Annotated in this window: 14 protein-coding genes; 7 read left to right on the plus strand and 7 right to left on the minus strand. The window is 66.7% G+C overall.

Annotation, left to right across the window (positions count from 1 at the left end; translation table 11 throughout):
- Positions 1-90: 90 nt before the first annotated feature.
- On the plus strand, positions 91-2,265 hold the full coding sequence (locus EGM71_RS01835) for a glycoside hydrolase family 3 N-terminal domain-containing protein (protein WP_188487385.1): 2,175 nt from the start codon (positions 91-93) through the stop codon (positions 2,263-2,265).
- A 130-nt stretch (positions 2,266-2,395) separates the two neighbouring features.
- Positions 2,396-2,938: a hypothetical protein gene (locus EGM71_RS01840; RefSeq protein ID WP_188487387.1), complete on the plus strand. Its 543-nt coding sequence runs from the start codon at positions 2,396-2,398 to the stop codon at positions 2,936-2,938.
- A 70-nt stretch (positions 2,939-3,008) separates the two neighbouring features.
- Here EGM71_RS01840 and EGM71_RS01845 read toward each other — a convergent pair whose 3' ends face one another.
- Positions 3,009-4,175, minus strand: a complete 1,167-nt coding sequence (locus EGM71_RS01845) for a PQQ-dependent sugar dehydrogenase (RefSeq protein WP_188487388.1) — start codon at positions 4,173-4,175, stop codon at positions 3,009-3,011.
- 168 nt (positions 4,176-4,343) lie between these two features.
- On the opposite strand from EGM71_RS01845, the gene yiaA reads away from it, so the two are divergent.
- Positions 4,344-4,796, plus strand: a complete 453-nt coding sequence (gene yiaA / locus EGM71_RS01850; protein ID WP_049444529.1) for an inner membrane protein YiaA — start codon at positions 4,344-4,346, stop codon at positions 4,794-4,796.
- A 107-nt stretch (positions 4,797-4,903) separates the two neighbouring features.
- Here the strand turns inward: yiaA and EGM71_RS01855 are convergent, their stop codons facing one another.
- The 6 genes from EGM71_RS01855 to EGM71_RS01880 all read right to left on the minus strand — a co-directional run bounded on the left by EGM71_RS01855 (position 4,904) and on the right by EGM71_RS01880 (position 11,389).
- Positions 4,904-5,227, minus strand: coding sequence for a hypothetical protein (locus EGM71_RS01855; RefSeq protein ID WP_188487390.1), 324 nt, complete (start codon positions 5,225-5,227; stop codon positions 4,904-4,906).
- 111 nt (positions 5,228-5,338) lie between these two features.
- Positions 5,339-6,640, minus strand: a complete 1,302-nt coding sequence (locus tag EGM71_RS01860) for an APC family permease (protein WP_188487392.1) — start codon at positions 6,638-6,640, stop codon at positions 5,339-5,341.
- Positions 6,637-7,398 carry a L,D-transpeptidase family protein gene (locus tag EGM71_RS01865; protein ID WP_188487394.1) on the minus strand — a complete coding sequence of 254 codons (762 nt, stop codon included), beginning with the start codon at positions 7,396-7,398 and terminating at the stop codon, positions 6,637-6,639. Before EGM71_RS01865 ends, EGM71_RS01860 begins: the two co-directional genes overlap by 4 nt.
- 15 nt (positions 7,399-7,413) lie before the next feature.
- Positions 7,414-8,262, minus strand: coding sequence for a MurR/RpiR family transcriptional regulator (locus EGM71_RS01870; RefSeq protein ID WP_188487396.1), 849 nt, complete (start codon positions 8,260-8,262; stop codon positions 7,414-7,416).
- Between the two features lie 595 nt (positions 8,263-8,857).
- Positions 8,858-9,952, minus strand: coding sequence for a dipeptide epimerase (locus EGM71_RS01875; RefSeq protein ID WP_188487398.1), 1,095 nt, complete (start codon positions 9,950-9,952; stop codon positions 8,858-8,860).
- Positions 9,953-11,389 carry an SH3 domain-containing protein gene (locus tag EGM71_RS01880; protein ID WP_188487399.1) on the minus strand — a complete coding sequence of 479 codons (1,437 nt, stop codon included), beginning with the start codon at positions 11,387-11,389 and terminating at the stop codon, positions 9,953-9,955.
- A 132-nt stretch (positions 11,390-11,521) separates the two neighbouring features.
- Between EGM71_RS01880 and EGM71_RS01885 the strand changes: the two genes are divergently transcribed.
- Genes EGM71_RS01885 through EGM71_RS01900 form a run of 4 tightly spaced genes read left to right on the plus strand, consistent with a single transcriptional unit; the run spans position 11,522 to position 18,283 of the window.
- The gene (locus tag EGM71_RS01885; RefSeq protein WP_188487402.1) at positions 11,522-13,012 is read left to right on the plus strand and encodes a transglutaminase-like domain-containing protein; all 1,491 of its coding nucleotides are present in this window, start codon (positions 11,522-11,524) and stop codon (positions 13,010-13,012) included.
- Positions 13,013-13,063: 51 nt separating this feature from the next.
- Positions 13,064-16,063: a TonB-dependent receptor gene (locus EGM71_RS01890; RefSeq protein ID WP_188487404.1), complete on the plus strand. Its 3,000-nt coding sequence runs from the start codon at positions 13,064-13,066 to the stop codon at positions 16,061-16,063.
- On the plus strand, positions 16,051-17,637 hold the full coding sequence (locus EGM71_RS01895; RefSeq protein ID WP_223224523.1) for a serine hydrolase domain-containing protein: 1,587 nt from the start codon (positions 16,051-16,053) through the stop codon (positions 17,635-17,637). Before EGM71_RS01890 ends, EGM71_RS01895 begins: the two co-directional genes overlap by 13 nt.
- Positions 17,570-18,283 carry a M15 family metallopeptidase gene (locus tag EGM71_RS01900; protein WP_188487406.1) on the plus strand — a complete coding sequence of 238 codons (714 nt, stop codon included), beginning with the start codon at positions 17,570-17,572 and terminating at the stop codon, positions 18,281-18,283. Before EGM71_RS01895 ends, EGM71_RS01900 begins: the two co-directional genes overlap by 68 nt.
- The last annotated feature ends 337 nt before the right edge of the window (positions 18,284-18,620 follow it).

The following is an 18,620-nucleotide window of genomic DNA, read 5'->3' on the forward strand; positions in this document are numbered from 1 at the left end:
GTGGCTGAAACTGAACGACGAAACCTCTCGCCAAATGGCTCGGGATCGCTAGAATGCCGGGCTTGTAAACGTTTTCATCAAGGACTGCTGGTGGCCTCCGATCGCATCGAATCCCTCATTGCCCAGATGACCGTCGAGGAAAAGGTCGGCCAGCTGGGTGTCTTCGCGGACATGGTCCGCCCGTTCGCCCCGGACGTGAACCCGGAAGCCAACGTGCGCAATGCCGACCAGGTGCTGCAGCAGGTGCGCGAGGGCAAGGTCGGCTCGCTGTTCAATGGTGTGGGCGCCGAACTGGGCCGTCGCATCCAGCAGGTCGCCACCGAGGAGAGCCGTCTGGGCATCCCGGTGATCCTGGCTGCCGACGTCATCCACGGCATGCGCACCGTGTTCCCGATCCCGCTGGGCGAGGCCGCCAGCTTCGAGCCGGACCTGGCTGAGCGCACCGCGCGCGCCACCGCCATCGAAGCTACGGCTGCGGGTCTGCACTGGACTTATGCGCCGGCCGTGGACATCGCCCGCGACCAGCGCTGGGGCCGTGGCGCTGAAGGTGCCGGTGAGGACGTGGTGCTGGGCTGTGCGTTTGCCGCCGCCCGCGTGCGCGGCTTCCAGGGCAGCGACCTGCGCGCCGCCGATTCGCTGCTGGCCACGCCCAAGCACTTCGCCGCCTATGGCGCGGTGATGGCCGGCATGGAATACAACATGGTGGACATCTCGCCGCAGACCCTGCGCGACGTGCACCTGCCGCCGTTCAAGGCCGCCTTCGATGCGGGCGCGATCACCGTGATGTCCTCGTTCAACGACATCAACGGCGTGCCGGCCAGTGCCAATGCCGAGCTGCTGACCGACATCCTGCGCGGCGAATGGAAGTTCCCGGGCGTGGTGATCTCCGACTACACCGCCGACATGGAACTGGTCGCGCACGGCTATGCCGCCGATGACCGCGATGCCACTGCCAAGGCGTTCACCGCCGGCCTGGACCTGAGCATGCAGAGCGGCTTCTACGCCGAGCACCTGCCGGGCCTGGTCGAGAGCGGCGACGTGCCGATGGCGGTGCTGGATGAAGGCGTGCGCCGCATCCTGTGGCTGAAGGAAACCATCGGCCTGTTCGACGACCCGTACCGTTCGCTGGACCCGGCGCGCGAAGCGGATACCTCGCACATTGCCGCACATGACGCACTGTCGCGCGATGCCGCGCGCCGTTCGATCGTGCTGCTGAACAACCGTGACAACGTGCTGCCGCTGCAGAAGACCGGGCAGAAGATCGCGCTGATTGGCCCCTTCGTGCAGGACCGCGAGAACATCGAAGGCTGCTGGACGCTGTTCGGCGACAAGCAGCGCTATGTGGACCTGGAAACCGGCGTGCGTGCCGCCATCGGCGACGAGGCGCTGCTGGAGATCGTGCCGGGTTGCGATCTGGAAGCCGCGATTCCGGGCGGCACCGAAGCGGCCGTGGCGGCCGCGCTGCGCGCCGACGTGGTGGTGCTGGCGCTGGGCGAACCGCAGCGCTACAGCGGTGAAGCGCAGTCGCGCGTGGAGATCACCCTGCCGCCGGCACAGCAGGCGCTGGCCGAGGCCGTGGCGATGACCGGCAAGCCGCTGGTGGTGCTGCTGCGCAATGGTCGCGCGCTTGCCCTGCAGGGCGCGGTGCGCAATGCACAGGCCGTGGCGGTGACCTGGTACCTGGGCACGCAGACCGGCCATGCCGTGGCTGATGTGCTGTTCGGTGACTACAGCCCGTCCGGCCGCCTGCCGGTCAGCTTCCCGCAGGTGTCCGGCCAGCAGCCGTACTTCTACAACCACCCGCGCACCGGTCGCCCCGAACTGCCGACGATGTCGGAGTTCAAGGCCCGCTGGCGCGAGATTCCGAACGAGCCGCTGTATCCGTTCGGGCACGGCATCGGCTACACCACCTTTGCCTACGGCGTGCCGCAGCTGAGTTCTGCGCAGCTGGGCTGGGACGACACCCTGACCATCACCACCACGCTGACCAACAGCGGTGATGCGGCCGGCGAGGAAGTGGCGCAGCTGTACATCCATGACCGCGTGGCCAGCCGCGTGCGTCCGGTGCGTGAGCTGAAGGACTTCCGCAAGGTGGCGCTGCAGCCGGGCGAGTCGGCCGAAGTGGTGTTCACCCTCAGCCGCGAACAGCTGGCCTTCACCGGCCGCGACGGCGTGCTGCGTGCCGAGCCGGGCCACTTCGACCTGTGGGTCTGCGCCTCATCGGCGGCAGGTGACGCCGTGCAGTTCGAGCTGCTGAAGGCCTGACCAACGCAAAAAGGGGACGGAGGGGATTAAGTCGTTTGTGCCAAAACGACTTAATCCCCTCCGTCCCCTTTTTGTTGTCCTCACTGCGGCGGCGCTACCATCGGGCTTCCTGTCCCGATGGAGTGCGCGCATGCGCCGGATGGCCTACCTGATTCCCGCCCTGCTGCTGGCGGCCTGTTCGCAGCCGGCGCCGCCGGCCGAGCCTGCGGCGGATGCGCCGCCGCCGATGGAGGCCAGTGCTGCAGCGACGCCTGCGGCTGAACCGGCGACGCCGGCGGCCGAACCCGCCGCAACCGCACCGGCGGATGCGCCCGCGGAAGACGCGCGTGCGCGTATCGAGAGCGTGCTGGGTGATGCCGCGCAGTACGAAAAGGTCTTCAACGCGTTCAAGACCGCGGTGGTCGGTGGAGATCGCGCTGCAGTGGTCGAGGAAGTGCGCTTCCCGTTGAACATCAGCGGCGGGAAGAAGATCACCGGCCCCGGTGAGTTCCAGCGCAACTACGAAAAGATCATCACTCCGGCGGTAGTCAAGGCGGTGACCGAACAGGACTTCGGCAAGGTCTTCGTCAACCAGCAGGGCGTGATGATCGGTGATGGCCAGGTGTGGTTGAACGGGCAGTGCCTGGACCAGGCCTGCACGAAGACCGAGGTAAAGGTCATCACCATCCAATGAACGCAGACGGCCCCGCGTGCGGGGCCGTTGCGGAGAAGCGTGCCGGCCAGCGGCCGGCACTACCGGGGCATCAGGTCTTCGGCGTGAGCTTCAACAGGCGTGCCTTGCTGCCATCTTCCAGCAGCCACAGCGCGCCATCCGGGCCCTGTTCCACTTCGCGGATGCGCTCGCCCATGTTGAAGCGCTCGGCTTCGCGCGCGCTGTCGCCGTCGAAGGCCACGCGCACCAGCGAGGTGGAGGACAGGCCACCGATGAAGCCGCTGCCCTTCCACTGCGGGAACAGGCTGCCGCTGTAGATCACGAAGCCGGCCGGCGAGATCACCGGCGTCCAGGTCACCTTCGGGGCGGCGAATTCCGGCCGGGTATCGTGATCGGGAATCGGTCGGCCGTCGTAGTGGTCACCGTTGGAAACGATCGGGTACCCGTAGTTGGCGCCGCGCACGATCAGGTTCAGTTCGTCGCCGCCGGCCGGGCCCATCTCGTGCGCCCACAGCTTGCCGTTGGCATCGAAGGCCATGCCCAGGATGTTGCGGTGGCCCAGCGACCACACCTGCGCGGCGACCCCGCCCTGCGAGGCGAACGGGTTGTCGGCGGGGAGGCTGCCATCGTCGTTGAGGCGGACGATCTTGCCGAGGTTGCTGCCCATGTCCTGGGCCGGATCGAACTTCTGCCGCTCGCTGGAGCTGATCCACAGCTTGCCGTCCGGGCCGAAGGCGAGGCGGTGGCCGTAGTGGCCCTCACCGCTGACCTTCGGGCTTTGCCGCCAGATCACCTTCAGGTCCTTCAGCTGGCCGGCACCCGAGGCGTCCAGCGCCAGCGTGGCGCGGGCCACGGCGGCACCGCGGGTGTCCAGCGTGCCTTCCTCGGCATAGCTGACGTAAACGACATGATTCCGGGCGAAATCCGGGTGCAGGATGATGTCGCCGAAACCGCCCTGGCCACCATAGGCGACCTTGGGAACGCCGGTGATCTCGTGCTTCTGGCCGCTGGCCAGGTCCAGGTGCTGCAGCGTGCCGCGCTTTTCGGTGACCAGCAGGCTGCCGTCGGGCAGGAAGGTCATCGCCCAGGGCTGGTCGAAGCGGCTGACTTCGGTGGAATTGAACGGGCGCTGGTCGGTGGCCGCAGAAGCCGGTGCGGCGGTCTGGGCGCCGCCGGCGGCCGGATCGGCGGCGTTGCAAGCGGAGGTGGCGAGGATCGGCACGAGGCCGAGGGCGAGCAGCAGGGGCGTGCGGGTCATGGGTATCTCCAGGGCGGGGATTCGGATGGCCGGGCTGTACCTTGTATACCACTGCAGCCGTGACCGTCGTGGCCCGAAGGTCCTGCGCCCCCTGTGCGACAGCGGCGGGATCGTCTAGGGTGGGCACGCCCGGGCAAAGCGTGCCCGTCTGCCTGCCAAGGATCTGCAATGAACACTGCCATGCCCCACAAGCCCTCCACCGCCTTCATCGCCGCCTCGTGGGTGGCCCTGCTGCTGGGCGCGGCGGCGTACCTGATCGGCCTGTTCAACGCCACGATGGCGCTCAACGAGAAGGGCTACTACCTGACCCTGTTGCTGTTCGGCCTGTTTGCAGCGGTGTCGCTGCAGAAGAGCGTGCGCGACCGCGTTGAAGACATTCCGGTGAGCGGCCTGTACTACGCGCTGTGCTGGTTCGCGCTGCTGTCGGCATTGATGCTGCTGCTGGTCGGGCTGTGGAATGCCACGCTGGCACCCAGCGAGAAGGGTTTCTATGGCATGGCGTATGCGCTGTCGCTGTTCGGCGCGGTGGCGGTGCAGAAGAACACCCGTGACCTGATCGCCGCCGGTGGTGGCGAGAGCAAGCGCAGCGCGATCGTGCCGCCGCTGCCGGAACAGGATTGATCGATCCGGTGTAGAGCCGAGCCATGCTCGGCTCAGTCGAGCGTGGCTCGACTCTACAAACGTGGTGCGAGAGCCGAGCGTAGGCTCGGCTCTAAGACAGCATGGCGCTATCGCTTCAACCGCGGATCCGCCAGCTGCGCTTCCTCCCAGCCACGGCGCACGGCGTTGCGGGCCTGCGCCCAGTCCAGGCGACTGCGGCCACGTTCGCTGGCCCAGCGTGATTCGAGCTCGGCTTCGACCTGTTCGTAGGCGCGGATCATGTCCTGCGCACGCGCCGCGTGGCCGATGCGGTAGGCCGGCTCGTAGTCCTCGAAGAACAGCTGGTCGTCGTAGTACGGCTCGGCCGTGTAGCGCTCGCGCCAGTAGTTGGAGATTGCATCACGCGGCGTGCTGTCGTCCGGCACGCGGCCGGGGATCTGGTATTCGGCCATGGAAGGGCTCCGTTGTTGGCGAAGCCTGATCGTGCCTGCGTGGCGGTTAACGGCCCGGTCCGGCAGCGTGATTGCCAGATCAATCCGCCGGGCATGCCCCGGCGTTACCGATCATCCGGCGTCGGCATCCTTGCGCGGCAGCTTGTAGATCACCGCGCCGATGGCGAACGCGACCAGTGCAGCGGCGATGTTCTGCCAGCTGGCACTGGCGAACAGGGCCAGGCACAGCAGCAGCGCCAGCACCGGAATCAGGGGGCCACCGGGCAGTTTCAACGCACCCGGGCGGTCGGCGTAGCGCTTGGCCAGTACCAGTACTGCCGCGGCAGTGCCGATGTAGGCGAACAGGCGCGTGGTCATCGACAGCAGCGCCAGCTGCACGAACGAACCGGACAGGGCCAGGCCGAGGGCGATCAGGCCCTGGCACAGGATCGACGCGGCCGGGGTATGGAAGCGCGGATGCACCTGCGCCAGGATCTTCGGCCCGTAGCCGTCGCGGGCCAACGCGAACAGGAAACGCGGGCCCATCATCATCGTGTTGCTGTTGGTACCGAGGATGGAGATGGTCGCGCCGATGGTGAGGATCAGCGCCAGGGCCTCGCCGCCGAAGCCGGCAGCGGCATCGGCCAGCGGCGTGGCCGAGCTGGACAGGCCGGCCAGCGTGCCCTGCGCCACCACCTGCACCGCGCCGTAGATGACGGTGACGGTGATGATCATGGTGATCAGCGCGAACGGAATGTCGCGGCGCGGATTGCGGTACTCGCCGGCGGCGGCCGGAATGTTCTCGAAGCCCGCGTAGGCGTACAGCAGCAGCAAGGCGGCTTCACCCATGCGCTGCAGGTCATGCGGGTCCGGGCGCTGGCCGGAGAAGGCCAGCTGTGGATCGATGTAGAACGCACCGATGGCCACGAACAGCAGCAGCGGCAGCATCTTGCCGATCACCAGCACCACGCCGGTGCGCGCAGCCGAGCGCACGCCAATGATGTTGACGCCGGTGAGGAAGCCCAGCGACACCACGATCACCGCGATGCGACCCATGCCGGCGCCGGCCCACGGCCAGAAGCGCGCGACCGCATCGGCCAGCGCATTGCTGAGTGCGGCCGCCGAACTGATGCGGGTCAGCCAGATCATCCAGCCGATCTCGAACCCGGCGAATCGCCCGAACGCCTCGCGTGCATACAGGTAGCTGCCACCGGGCTCGTCGAAATAGCTGGCGGCCTGCGCGTAGCACAGCACCAGCAGCGCGACGACGATGCCAGCGGCGACCACGCCCCACAGGCTGAACGGGCCGAGCAGAGCGACGGTGGCGGCCGGCAGCAGGTAGATGCCACTGCCGATCACATCGTTGATCGACAGGCCGACGATCTGCCAGCGGCTGACCGCGCGCTGCAGCTGAGGTTCGTCCTGCGTGCTCAACGGGCGTCTCCGGCCAGCGCGGGCAGTTGCCACTGCGCCTGCAGGCGCTTGTACTCCGCACGCGGCAGCAGGACGAAGCGCGGCGCGTCCTGCGGGCGCAGCCAGTTCATCAGCGCCTGCATGCGTTCCTGTGGCATGGCCGTACAGCCGGCGGTGGCCTCACCGGGCGTGCGCCACAGGTGGGCGAAGATGCAGCTGCCCTTGCCGGGCTGGTTGTCCGGGTTGTGGGCGATGACGAAGCCTTCCCGGTAGCGCACGTCGCCCTTGTTGTGCAGGTCCAGCCGCATTGGCTCGGTGGAGCCCTTGACCGCCGCACTGCCGACTTTCTTCTCATCGACGATGCGGTTGTAGAACGGCGAACCGGGCACGTCCATGCAGTAGCTGCTGTCCAGCATCGGCTGGTAGGGCATCGCGGTGCCGGGGCGGGTGACGGCATAGCCGAACGCACTGCCGAGCGCGAATATGCCGGCCGGGCTGCGACCGTCCCCTTCCTGCTTCTGCGGGCCATCGGCCTGTGCCGGATGCAGGCCCAGTCCCCAAGCGCTGCCGGTGCGGCCGAGCGCAACCGGGAACGCCTGTCCGTGCGTGTGCCAGCCCTTGCCGTCGCGCACATAGGCCTGCAGCTGCCCCTGGGTGCTGTCCCAGCCTTCGCTGGTGACCACGATCAGCTGGCGTGCGCCATCCAGCGGCGCCGCGTGAACGGACACCGCCGCAGCAAGCAGCAGTGCAGTAGTGGCAAGGCGGACCAGCGATCTCATCAACGTGCGCTCCGGTCAGGAATCCAGCAGGTGGTCGATCCGCTCCAGGTTCACCGCAAGCTGCTGCTGGCGATCCGGATTGGTGTGGCAGAGCAGCACGAACAGGAAATCGAGCAGGGCGTGCATGGCGCTACGGTACAGCAGCTGCGCGACCTGCGGCGTGCGGTCGTGCGCGCAGACCGCCAGTGCCGCATCAGCATGCGCGCGCAACGGGTTGGCGGTGTGGCGGGTGATGGAAATCACCTTGCCACCCATGTCCTGGAACTGCCGTGACAGCTGCGAAAGCTGCGGCAGGTTGCCGAACTCGGAGAACACCAGCAGCGCATCACCGGGACGTGCGGCCGAGAGGTTGGCCAGCATCAGGACCGGGTCGGTGTGCGGCACCACCAGCAGGCCGAGCAGCGACAGCCGCATGGCGAATTCGCGGGCATACAGGCCGTCGTCACCCAGGCCGTAAACGAACAGTTTGGGCGCACCGTCGAGCAGCTGCACGATGCGCTCGATCTCCTCGCGTGGATTGGCCTGGCGGGTTTCCTCCTCGGCCTGCGCCTTGCTGCGGCGCAGGGCCTCGCCCAGGCGCAGGTAGTCATCGCCGCTGTCGGGTTCGCTGGGGGCCTGTTGTGGATCGGCACCGGCGCGAGCCACATCCTGGCCGATGGAGTACTTCAGGTCCGGGTAGCCCTTGAAGCCGAGCTTCTGGCTGAACTTCACCACGCTGGACTGGCTGATACCCAGTGCGCTGGCCAGCTGCTGGGACGAGTAGTCGCGCAGCAGGTGGGCATTGTCGAGGATGAAGTCGGCGATGCGGCGTTCGATGGCCGACATCTGCCCGCGCTCGGTGCGGATCTTCAGCAGGGGCGGCATGCGGGGTGTCCGGGTGTCTGCAAAGGCGTTGCGGTTGGCCGCTGAGAGCGTGTCATGGGGTGGGTCGGGCGGGTGGGGCTTGCAGGGGACGCCGTGAATCCGTCCATGGAGGCTTGGCCGCGCTTGCTCGTTTGCGCTGTCCTGCGCAAACGGCAAGACCGGGGTTGGGCGTCCTGCCCAACCCGCCCGAGGCATGCCTCGGGCCCATGGCGCGGACACCCCTGCAAGCCCCACCCGCCCGACCCCGGACATATCGCGCGCGTGCCAGCCGCGAAGGGGTTACGGGGTAGGGCAGAAGCAGGAGCATCCACGCATGGCGTGGATTTACTGGGTGCAGCTGTTGCTTTGGACGTTGAGGCCGCCTTGTAGCGAGCCGAGCACCGCAGGTCCGGCGAGGGCGAAGAGGCGCGGGTGTCTGAGCGCAGCGAGTTCCGCGCCGTCCCTCGACGGACCGAGGAGCGCAGGGCACCGGCGTGCGCAGCACGTCGGCTCGCGGATGGCGGAGCGTTTCTTTTGGTTACTTTTCTTTTCGCGAAAAGAAAAGTAACGCGCGACCCAACGTCAGTGGCACGCAGCGTCAGCCGCAAGGCACAGATCACCCCAGCATCTCCAGCCCACGCACTTCGGTGATGCCCAGCCCCGGCACGGCGCTGATGCTGATCTCCGATTCGTTGAAATGCACGCCCCCGCTGACCGGGTCGAACTGGCCCAGCGAGGGGCCGTCGAGGTCGACCTTGGTGATCACATCGCTCTTGGCCACCGCCAGATGCACGGCGGCAGCCACGCTGATGCTGGATTCGATCATGCAGCCGATCATGCACGGCACACCGTAGATACCGGCGATGTCGGCGATGCGGATCGCGTTGGACAGGCCGCCGGTCTTCATCAGCTTGATGTTGATGATGTCGGCCGCGCGCTGCTGGATCAGGTCCATCACCTGGCTCGGGCTGAACACGCTTTCGTCGGCCATCACCGGCGTGTTGACGCGGTCGGTGACGTACTTCAGGCCGCTGATGTCGGCCGCCTTCACCGGCTGCTCCAGCAGCTCCAGTACCACGCCGGCTTCCTCTAGCGTGCGCATGGCGTGCACCGCCTGCTTGGCAGTCCAGCCCTGGTTGGCATCCAAGCGAAGCAGGGCGCGGCCTTCCACGGCGGCATGGATCGCCTTGACCCGTTCGATGTCCAGGCCGATGTCCTTGCCGACCTTGATCTTCAGCGACTCGAAGCCGCGTTCGATCGCCGACAGCGAATCGGCCACCATCTTGTCGATGTAGTCCACGCTGATGGTGATGTCGGTGGTGATCACCGGGTCGCCGCCGCCGAGCATCTGGTAGAGCGGTGCACCGTGCAGCTGCGCCCACAGGTCGTACAGCGCGATCTCCACCGCGGCTTTGGCGCTGGTGTTGCGCTCCATCGCGGTCTGCACCAGACCGCACAGGCGATTGAGGTTGGCCACGTCCTGGCCGATCAGGCGCGGCGCAATGAAGTGACGGATCGCTTCGATGATCGAGCCGTGCGTATCGCCGGTGATCACCGCCGTGGCCGGGGCTTCACCGTAGCCGGTGTTGCCGGTGTCGGTGCGGATCAGCACCACCACGTCTTCCACGGTTTCCACCGTGCGCAGGGCAGTCTTGAACGGTGTTTTCAGCGGCACGCGCAGCATGCCCAGTTCGATGGCAGTGATCTTCATTCAGGGGGTCTTGGCACGCAGGCGTTGGATGTTGGTGATGCGGTCGATGTAGCGGACGCTGTCGCTGGCCATCATCGGTTCCAGCGGGGTGACCGAAACACCATTGAGGTGGGCCTGCACGCGCTTGCCGTCAGCACCAAACCAGCTGCCGCCCGCCGTATCGTGGATGACCCAGGTGCGGCCGTCGACGCGGCCGATGGCCATCATCACGTGGCCGGGGATGTAGACCAGGTCGCCCACCTGCAGGTCGGTCACGGCGCGGTCGCGCACGGCCTTGCCGTCCTTGCCGGTGAATGGCACGCGGTCCAGCGCCGGGCTGACCGCCTGCGCGCTGGTATTGCGCGGCAGCAGCACGCCGAAGCTGCGATAGATCTCGGAAACGAAACCGCTGCAGTCGCGGGTGTCGTAGTCGTGGCCCCAGCCGTAGCGTTCACCGAGGAATTTGAAGGCCTGCTGCAGCAGCAGGCGTGGGGTCAGCGGCAGGTAGTCGGCGGCGGTGTCCTGCGAGCGCGGCAGCAGGGCCGGTATCAGCTTCAATCGACCATCGGCCTCGCGTACCGGCAGCTGCACCACCCACGATGCGTGCGCCTGCTGGCCGTTCACCGGCTCTGACGCCGGCCAGTCGGCCAGCACCGGCAAGCGCACGCCCATGTCCAGCTGCAGGCGCGAGACGCGCGGTTCTTCCGGGGTGTAGGCAGTCTGCGCGGTGGCGCCGGTGATGATCCGGTAAGGTCCCTTCGCGCCGTAGCCGAGCACCGTGGCTTTGTCGCCGCTGGCGATGGCATCGGCCTCGATCCATGCGCTGTAGCGCTCGCTGTGCACGAACAACCAGCGGCCGTCGGCGCTGCGATGGACCACGGCAACCTTGTCGCCGGGGAACAGCGCCGATTCCTGGAAGCGATCGATGTCGGTGTCGCCGATGCTGCTGAACACGCGCTCGCGAGTGGGGAAGGTGCGCAGTGCGGCGCGCTTTACCACCAGCGCATACTGCGGTGCCACCTGCGTGGGGATCGCATCGAGGCCGAGGTTGGCTTCGATCGTGCTGCGCAGTGCCGGCGCGATGGCCTGGCCCTTGTCGTTGTACAGGATGCGGCTGGGCCAGCTCGACAGCGCGGTGATGCTGGCACGCACCGTCGCCGCATCCAGCTGGGCTGGCAGTGTGGCGATGTCCTGGATGTGGCTGTCCTGTGCCTGCATCCGCGCGTTCTGTGCCTCGATCTGGCTGCGGTCCAGGATCGGCACGTCTGCGTTGTCCAGGCGCGCGGTCCAGTACTGCGGGGTGAGGTAGGCCTCGTGCAGGCCGATCACATAGGGCAGCGGCGCGCCCGGGTCGGGCGGCGGGGCCGCCTGTGCAAAGGCCGGTGCGGCCAGCAGGCACAGGGCCAGGGTCAAGCGGCGTGGCCAATGCCGATGCCGTTCGCGGGAAGCCAGGATCATGCGCTGCACACCCTCCTCGAATGCCTGTTGGAATATTTATTCCTTTTGGCATCGAAAGCAAGAATAAATTATTGACCGGCATCCCGGCCCGTGTTACACAGCCGTTACCACCCGCGCTGGGGAAGTGTCGCTGTGGATCCTGCCGTTCGCAAACCACGTCTGCCTGCCACTGCCGGCCTGTGTGCCGCGCTGCTGCTGTGGGCGTGGTCGGCGGGAGCGGAGCCGCCACCCTCGGCCATCCAGTTTGCGCGGGTCGTGCAGATGATCGACGCGGGACGGTTCTCCGAAGCCGGCAGCGAACTGAACACCTGGTCGGCTGCGGACGCGGCGGAGCCTGGCGTCAGTTTCGACGACATCGCGTTCCAGGAAGAGCGCATGCGCCGCATCCGCCTGGATTTTTCCCTCGACGAAGCCGCCGTCAAGTCTGCCGTGCGCCGCTGGATTCCCGACCTGACCGACGAGGAATTCGCACGCTGGGACCAGCTTGGACTGATCGAACACCTCGACATCGATGGCACGCGCTGGTACTTCAAGCGCGCACCGTCGAACCTGTTCCTGCTCAGCGACGAGGCACGTGCACGCCGCCGCGCGGATGCACCGATGCCGGCGCCGGGCCCAAACGAGGTGCTCAACGCGCACCACGCACGCGTGCTTGCCGCAGCGGAACAAAGTGGCCGGGCGTCGGTACTGCCGCAGCGCATTGAATTCACCCAGTCGCTCACGGTGAAAGCCGATGCGGTGCCGGCCGGCGAGACCGTACGCGCCTGGATTCCGTACCCGCGCGAGATGCCCGGCCAGCAGGAGCAGGTGCAGTGGCTGGGCAGCACCCCGGGCAAGGCGCGGGTGGCGCCAGCCAGCACCCTGCAGCGCACGGCCTATCTGGAAGCCAAAGCGGTGGCCGGGCAGCCGACCCGCTTCGAGGTCCGATATGCGGTCACGATCTTCGCCCGGCATACCGCGATCGATCCGGCCAGGGTGCAACCGACCCCGGCCGATCCGGCCTTGAAGCCCTATCTGGCCGAGCAGCTGCCACATGTGCGCTTCACCCCTGCGCTGAAGCTGTTCTCCGACCAGGTGCTGCAGGGGGAAACCCGCCCGTATGAAGTGGTGCGCAAGCTGTTTGCTGCCGTGGATCGCATTCCATGGGCCGGTGCGCGCGAATACTCCACGATCAGCAACATCAGCGATTACGCGCTGCATGCCGGGCATGCCGACTGTGGGCAGCAGACCCTGCTGCTGATCGCGCTGCTGCGTATGAACGGCATTCCCGCACGCTGGCAGTCGGGCATGGTGTTCTCCGGCGATGGCAGTGGTTACAACAACCTGCATGACTGGGGGCAGGCCTACCTGGCGCCGTATGGATGGCTGCCGATGGACGTGACCACCGGCGCACTGGCCAGCGACGTGCCGGCCCTGCGCGATTTCTACCTGGGTGGCCTCGACGGCTACCGCATCTCCTTCAACGACGATTTCGGCCAGGCCCTGGTGCCGGCCAAGCAGCACTTCCGCTCGGAAACGGTCGACTCGCAGCGCGGCGAGGTCGAGTGGGCAGGCGGCAACCTGTACTTCGACCAATGGAGCTACGACTTCCAGTGGCGGGTACTGCCAGCCGGGCAACGCTAGCGCGACACATCGCACTCCACACCATTCAATTCTTGCAGGAGAGAGCAGGGGATGAAGGCTTACAGCATCAAGCGGGCGGCGTTGTGCGTCGCCCTCGGGGCGTGTCTGGGCGTGATCGCGCCCAACGCATTTGCACAGGATGGTTCGGTGGTCGGCCGGCTGGTCAGCGATGCCGGCCAGGTACCGGCCGGTGCCACGGTGACCGTACGCAATCCGGCAAAGGGCTTCGTCCGCTCCGTGCAGGCCGAGGCCAACGGCAGTTACCGCATTCCGCTGCTGCCGGTAGGCACCTACGAGATGGAGGTCGGCTTGCCCGGCGGCGGCGCCAGCCGTGTCGGCCAGGTGACCGTCAGTCTCGGCAGCGCAACCACGGTGAACGTGCCGCTCGGCGCGGTCAGCACGCTGGGCACGGTCGAAGTGCGGGCACCGCAGGTGGTGTCGATGGTGGATGTGAAGTCCACCGAATCGGCCACCAACATCACCCGCGAAGAACTCTCGCGCCTGCCGGTGGACCGTGACATCACTGCCGTGGCGCTGCTGGCACCGGGTGCGGTGAAGGGCAAGGGGTCGCTGGGCGGCCAGGGCATTTCCTTCGGCGGTTCGTCGGTGGCCGAGAACACGGTCTACATCAATGGCCTGAACGTCACCGACTTCTACAACCGGGTCGGCTTCTCGTCGGTGCCGTTCTCGTTCTACCAGGAGTTCCAGGTCAAGACCGGCGGCTATTCGGTGGAGTTCGGACGCAGCACCGGCGGTGTCATCAATGCGGTGACCCGCTCGGGCAGCAATGACTTCAAGGCCGGTGCCGAGCTGGTGTTCGAGCCGCGCGCATGGCAGTCGCAGGCACGTGACCGCTACGACGGCAATGGCAGCCGCTACATCACCGCCAGCCGCGACGACTACAGCCGCAGCGCGCTGAACGTGTTCGCCTCCGGTGCACTGGTGCAGGACCGGTTGTTCTTCTTCGGCATGTACGAAGCCCGCGACTACCGCCCGACATCGACCAACGACGCCGGTACCCGCTTCAACCAGGGCAAGGCCGATGATCCGTTCTGGGGCGGCAAGATCGATTGGCGCATCACCGACAACCAGATGTTCTCGCTGTTCGGCTTCTCCGACCGCAACAAGACGCTCACCGACGTCTATGCCTACGATTACGACCTGGGCAGCAGCGTGGGCGAGCGTGCCAACCAGATCATGAACACCGTGGGTGGCCGCAACTGGTCGGGCACCTATAGCTGGCAGGTCAACAACGATCTGACCATGAAGCTGATGTACGGCGAGAACAAGCGCAACCGCGTGCAGAGCTCGCTGATGGACGAGAACTGCAACCGCGTCTTCGACAACCGCACGGCCGGCCAGGGCGTACCGCCGTCGCTGCAGGGCGACCGAAGCTGCACCAGCAGCTCGCAGCTGGAGTCGGCGCTGGACACGCGCAAGGCGGCGCGCGCGGACTTCGAATGGACGTTGGGCAACCACCTGCTGCGGTTCGGCCTGGATCGGGAAGAGAACACGTCCGATTACAGCCGCGCCTATCCGGGCCCGGGCGGCTTCCGCTACGACATCTACTACCGCACCCCCGGCAGCTCGCTGAACGGTGGCGTGGTGCCGGCCAGTGGCGTGGTCGTGCGCACCCGCCGCTATGAAGTGGAAGGTGCGTTCGAGACCATCAACTCCGCCTACTACCTGGAAGACAACTGGCAGGTCACGCCGAACCTGCTGCTCAATCTCGGCCTGCGCATGGAGGCGTTCGACAACAAGGGCGGCGACGGCAACAGCTACATCAAGATCGACAACATGCTGGCCCCGCGAGCCGGGTTCTCCTGGGACGTGCGCGGCGATGGCACCACCAAGGTGTTCGGCAACCTCGGCCGCTACTTCCTGCCCGTGGCCAACGTCATCAATATCAAGCAGGCCGGTGGCTTCCTCGACGAGCGTACCTGGTACGAGTTCCTCGGCTACACCGGCGCAGCCAACAACATTCCGAACCTGGGTGCGCAGATCGGCCCGGTGGACAACTCGCAAGGCGACGGCAGCGTGCCGGACCTGCGTGCGGAAGTGAACCGGGACATGGACCCGGTCTACCAGGACGAAGCCATCCTGGGCTTCCAGCAGATGATCAACGAGGCCTGGTCGGTGGGTGCCAGCGTGACCTACCGGCGCCTGCACAACGCCATCGATGACATGAACATCACCGCCACCGGGCAGTGCGGTGCCATCGACGGCGTGTGGATCATGGGCAACCCGGGGCGCACCAACACCGTGTGGGGTGACACCGACTGCGATGGCCGCAACGATGGCTGGATCAGCATCGACACCTCGAAGGAGGGTTGGGCGCTGTATGACGACAACGGGAATTATGTCGGCCAGCGCGGCTGGGTGAAGCCCAAGCGCGACTACAAGGCACTGGAGCTGCAGGTCGATCGCGCGTGGGACGGCAAGTGGGGCTTCAATGCCTCCTACACGCTGGCCTATGGCCGCGGCAACGCCGAGGGACCGGTCAACTCCGATACCGACTTCGCCGATGCCGGTCGCACCGAGAACTTCGACAATCCGTGGGTGAACTACGGGGGCTATGGCTACCTGGCCAACGATCGCCGCCACCAGTTCAAGTTCCGTGGCAGCTACGCGCTGACCGAGAACCTGAGCGTGGCCGCAACCCTGGGCGTGCAGTCGGGCAGTCCGATCACCCGCTTCGGTGCAGGCAATCCATTCGACGCGACCGATTTCCACAGCTACTACGTGTGCGTATCCAACTGCCAGGCGACAGTGCCGTCCGAACGCGTGTTCGTGCATTCGCCGCGCGGTGGAGATGGACGCACGCCGTGGACCTACGATCTCGATGTCAGCGTCTCCTACAAGGTGCCGATTCCCACCGACCTGCGCCTGAAGCTGGCGGTGTACAACGTGCTGAACCAGCAGCGCGTGGTGACCGTGGACCAGGACTACGAGCCGCAGAACGGTATTGGTTCGCCCAACCCGCTGTACCGCTACGGCACCGGCTTCCAGTCACCGCGCTATGCGCAGTTGACCGTGACATGGGCCTACTGAAGCCCGTCCGGCATGCACGACGCTGCGTCTGCGTGGCGGCGTGGGCGGTGTTCCCGATTGCGGCGGCGCAGACGACCTCGACCGCCTTGATCGATGCCGATGTCGCCGCCGTGGTCCAGCACGAGCATCTGCCCGCGCTGGCCATGGCGGTGGTCGAGAACGGGCAGGTGGTCTATCGCCACGCCGAGGGTGCGCGTGGTGATGACGGCCGCGTCGACGAGGACACGCTGTTCAAGATCGCCTCCAACAGCAAGGCGATGACCGCCGCGCTGCTGGCGCGGCTGGTGCAGCAGGGCAAGCTGCGCTGGGACGATCCGGTGCAGCGCCATCTGCCGGAGTTCCGCATGCACGACGCATGGGTGGGCCAGCAGATGCAGGTACGTGACCTGCTGATCCACAACAGCGGTCTCGGACTGGGTGCCGGCGACCTGATGCTGTGGCCGGAGCCGAACGCGTTCACCCGCGCCGATATCATCGCCGGGCTGGCGCATCTCAAGCCGGTCAGCAGTTTCCGCAGCCACTACGCCTACGACAACCTGATGTATGTAGTGGCGGGCGAAGTGGCCGCTGCGGCCGGTGGCAAACCCTATGACCAGTTGATGCGCGAGCAGGTGTTCGAGCCGCTGGGCCTGTCACGCTGTCAGGTGGGCGCCTGGTCGGTGAAACGCGTGGGCAACGTCGCGCAGCCGCATGCCTGGCGCGGTGACCGCAATGAGGTGGTGAACGCCGACGGTGACATCAGCCCGGACCTGCCGTCGATGGCGGCCGGTGGCATCCGTTGCTCGCTGCGCGACATGACGCGCTGGATGCAGGTGCTGCTGGATCCTGCGCTGGTGCCGGACTGGCTGGGCGCCGAGCAGCGCCGCACGCTGTGGACCCTGCACATGCCGATGCCGCTGGGTGAACGCCAGCGGCGCTGGGACAACGCGCATTTCTACGGCTACGGCTATGGCTGGCGCGTGTCGGACATGGACGGGCAGTGGAAGGTGGCCCACACCGGCACGCTGTCGGGCATGTACTCGTCGCTGGCGCTGCTGCCCGACCGCAAGGTGGGTGTGGTGATGCTGATCAACGGTGAAGGCGAGGACGCGCGCAGCGCACTGATGCAGGCCATGCTGAAGCGCTTCACCGCCCCCGATGAGGCGCGCCCGGCGATGGAGTACCTGGCCGAACTGAAGGCTGACCAGGCCGTACGCGCGGCAACCGGGCATCAGCGGCCGCCGACGTCGGATGCACGGCAGGCGTCGGCTTCCGATCTGCCGCACTGGCAGGGCCGTTATACCGATCCCTGGCTGGGCCCAGCGTCGCTATGCCCAGGCGAGGGCGGCCTGCGTTTCAGCGTGGACAAGTCGCCAACGCTGCAGGCGGCCGTGCTGCAGTTGCAGGGGCGCTGGCTGCTGCGCTGGGATACGCTGGGCGACGAGGCGCAGGCGTGGCTGCAGCCGGGCGAGGGCCTGGCGCCGACACTGGACCTGCGCGCCATCGATCCGGACATCGACTTCAGCTATGACTTCCAGGACCTGCATTTCACTCGTACTGGCGACTGCGCTGGCAGCGACCACCAGCGCCGCTGAGCCACCGCGCGTTTCAGCGGCCGCCGATGCGGCCAGTGCCGGATTGGTGGAGATCCGCACGTTGTCGCCAGGCATCGACATGGACATCCGCTACGCCGGCGCCAACAACTTCACCGGTGCGCGCGTGCCCGGCTACGAGGCGCCATCGTGCTATCTGCTGGCGCCGGTGGCGAAGGCGCTGGCACAGGTGGAACAGGACCTGCACGCGCAGGGCTTCGGCCTACGGCTCTACGACTGCTACCGGCCGGTGCGTTCAGTGCAGGCGTTCATGGCCTGGGTGAACGACCCGCGCGAGCTTTCGCGCAAGGCCCTGCAGTACCCGGACCTGGACAAACCACGCCTGCTGGCTGACGGCTACATCGCTGAGCGCTCCGGCCACAGCCGCGGTGCCACGGTTGATCTGGGCCTGCTGGATTGCCGCAGCGGTGCATGTACGCCGTTGGACATGGGCACCGACTTCGATTTCTTCGGGCCACGCGCACATACGCAGACCACCGGGCTGAGTGAGACGCAGCAGGCGAATCGGCGGCAACTGGTGCAGGCGATGGCACGGCGTGGTTTCGTGAACTACCCGCAGGAGTGGTGGCACTACACCCTGCAGCCCGAGCCGGAACCCGGCACCGCGTACGACGTGCCGGTGCTTTAGGGGTTGTCGGCAGGGCTGCGCCCTGCCCCCGCAGAATCTGGAGCAGCAACAGCAACAGCAACAGCATGCTTTCCGTGGGTTGGCGGGGCGGTGCCGGAGTGCGGGGACGCCGTAAATCCGTCCATGGAGGCTTGGCAGCCGCATCCATGCGGCTGACACCCCGCACTCCGGCCCCGCCCCGCCTCTGACAGTTTCCCGCGTGGTCCGTTGTAGAGCCGAGCCCATGCTCGGCTGCTCTTTGTTCAATCGTCGAGATATTCGATTTCGAAGGAGATTCATCCACGCATGGCGTGGATCTACCGTGGCTACCGGATTGGGTCCGGGGCAGATCCCTTAC

The organism is Stenotrophomonas maltophilia, assembly GCF_006970445.1.
Lineage (GTDB): Bacteria > Pseudomonadota > Gammaproteobacteria > Xanthomonadales > Xanthomonadaceae > Stenotrophomonas > Stenotrophomonas maltophilia_AU.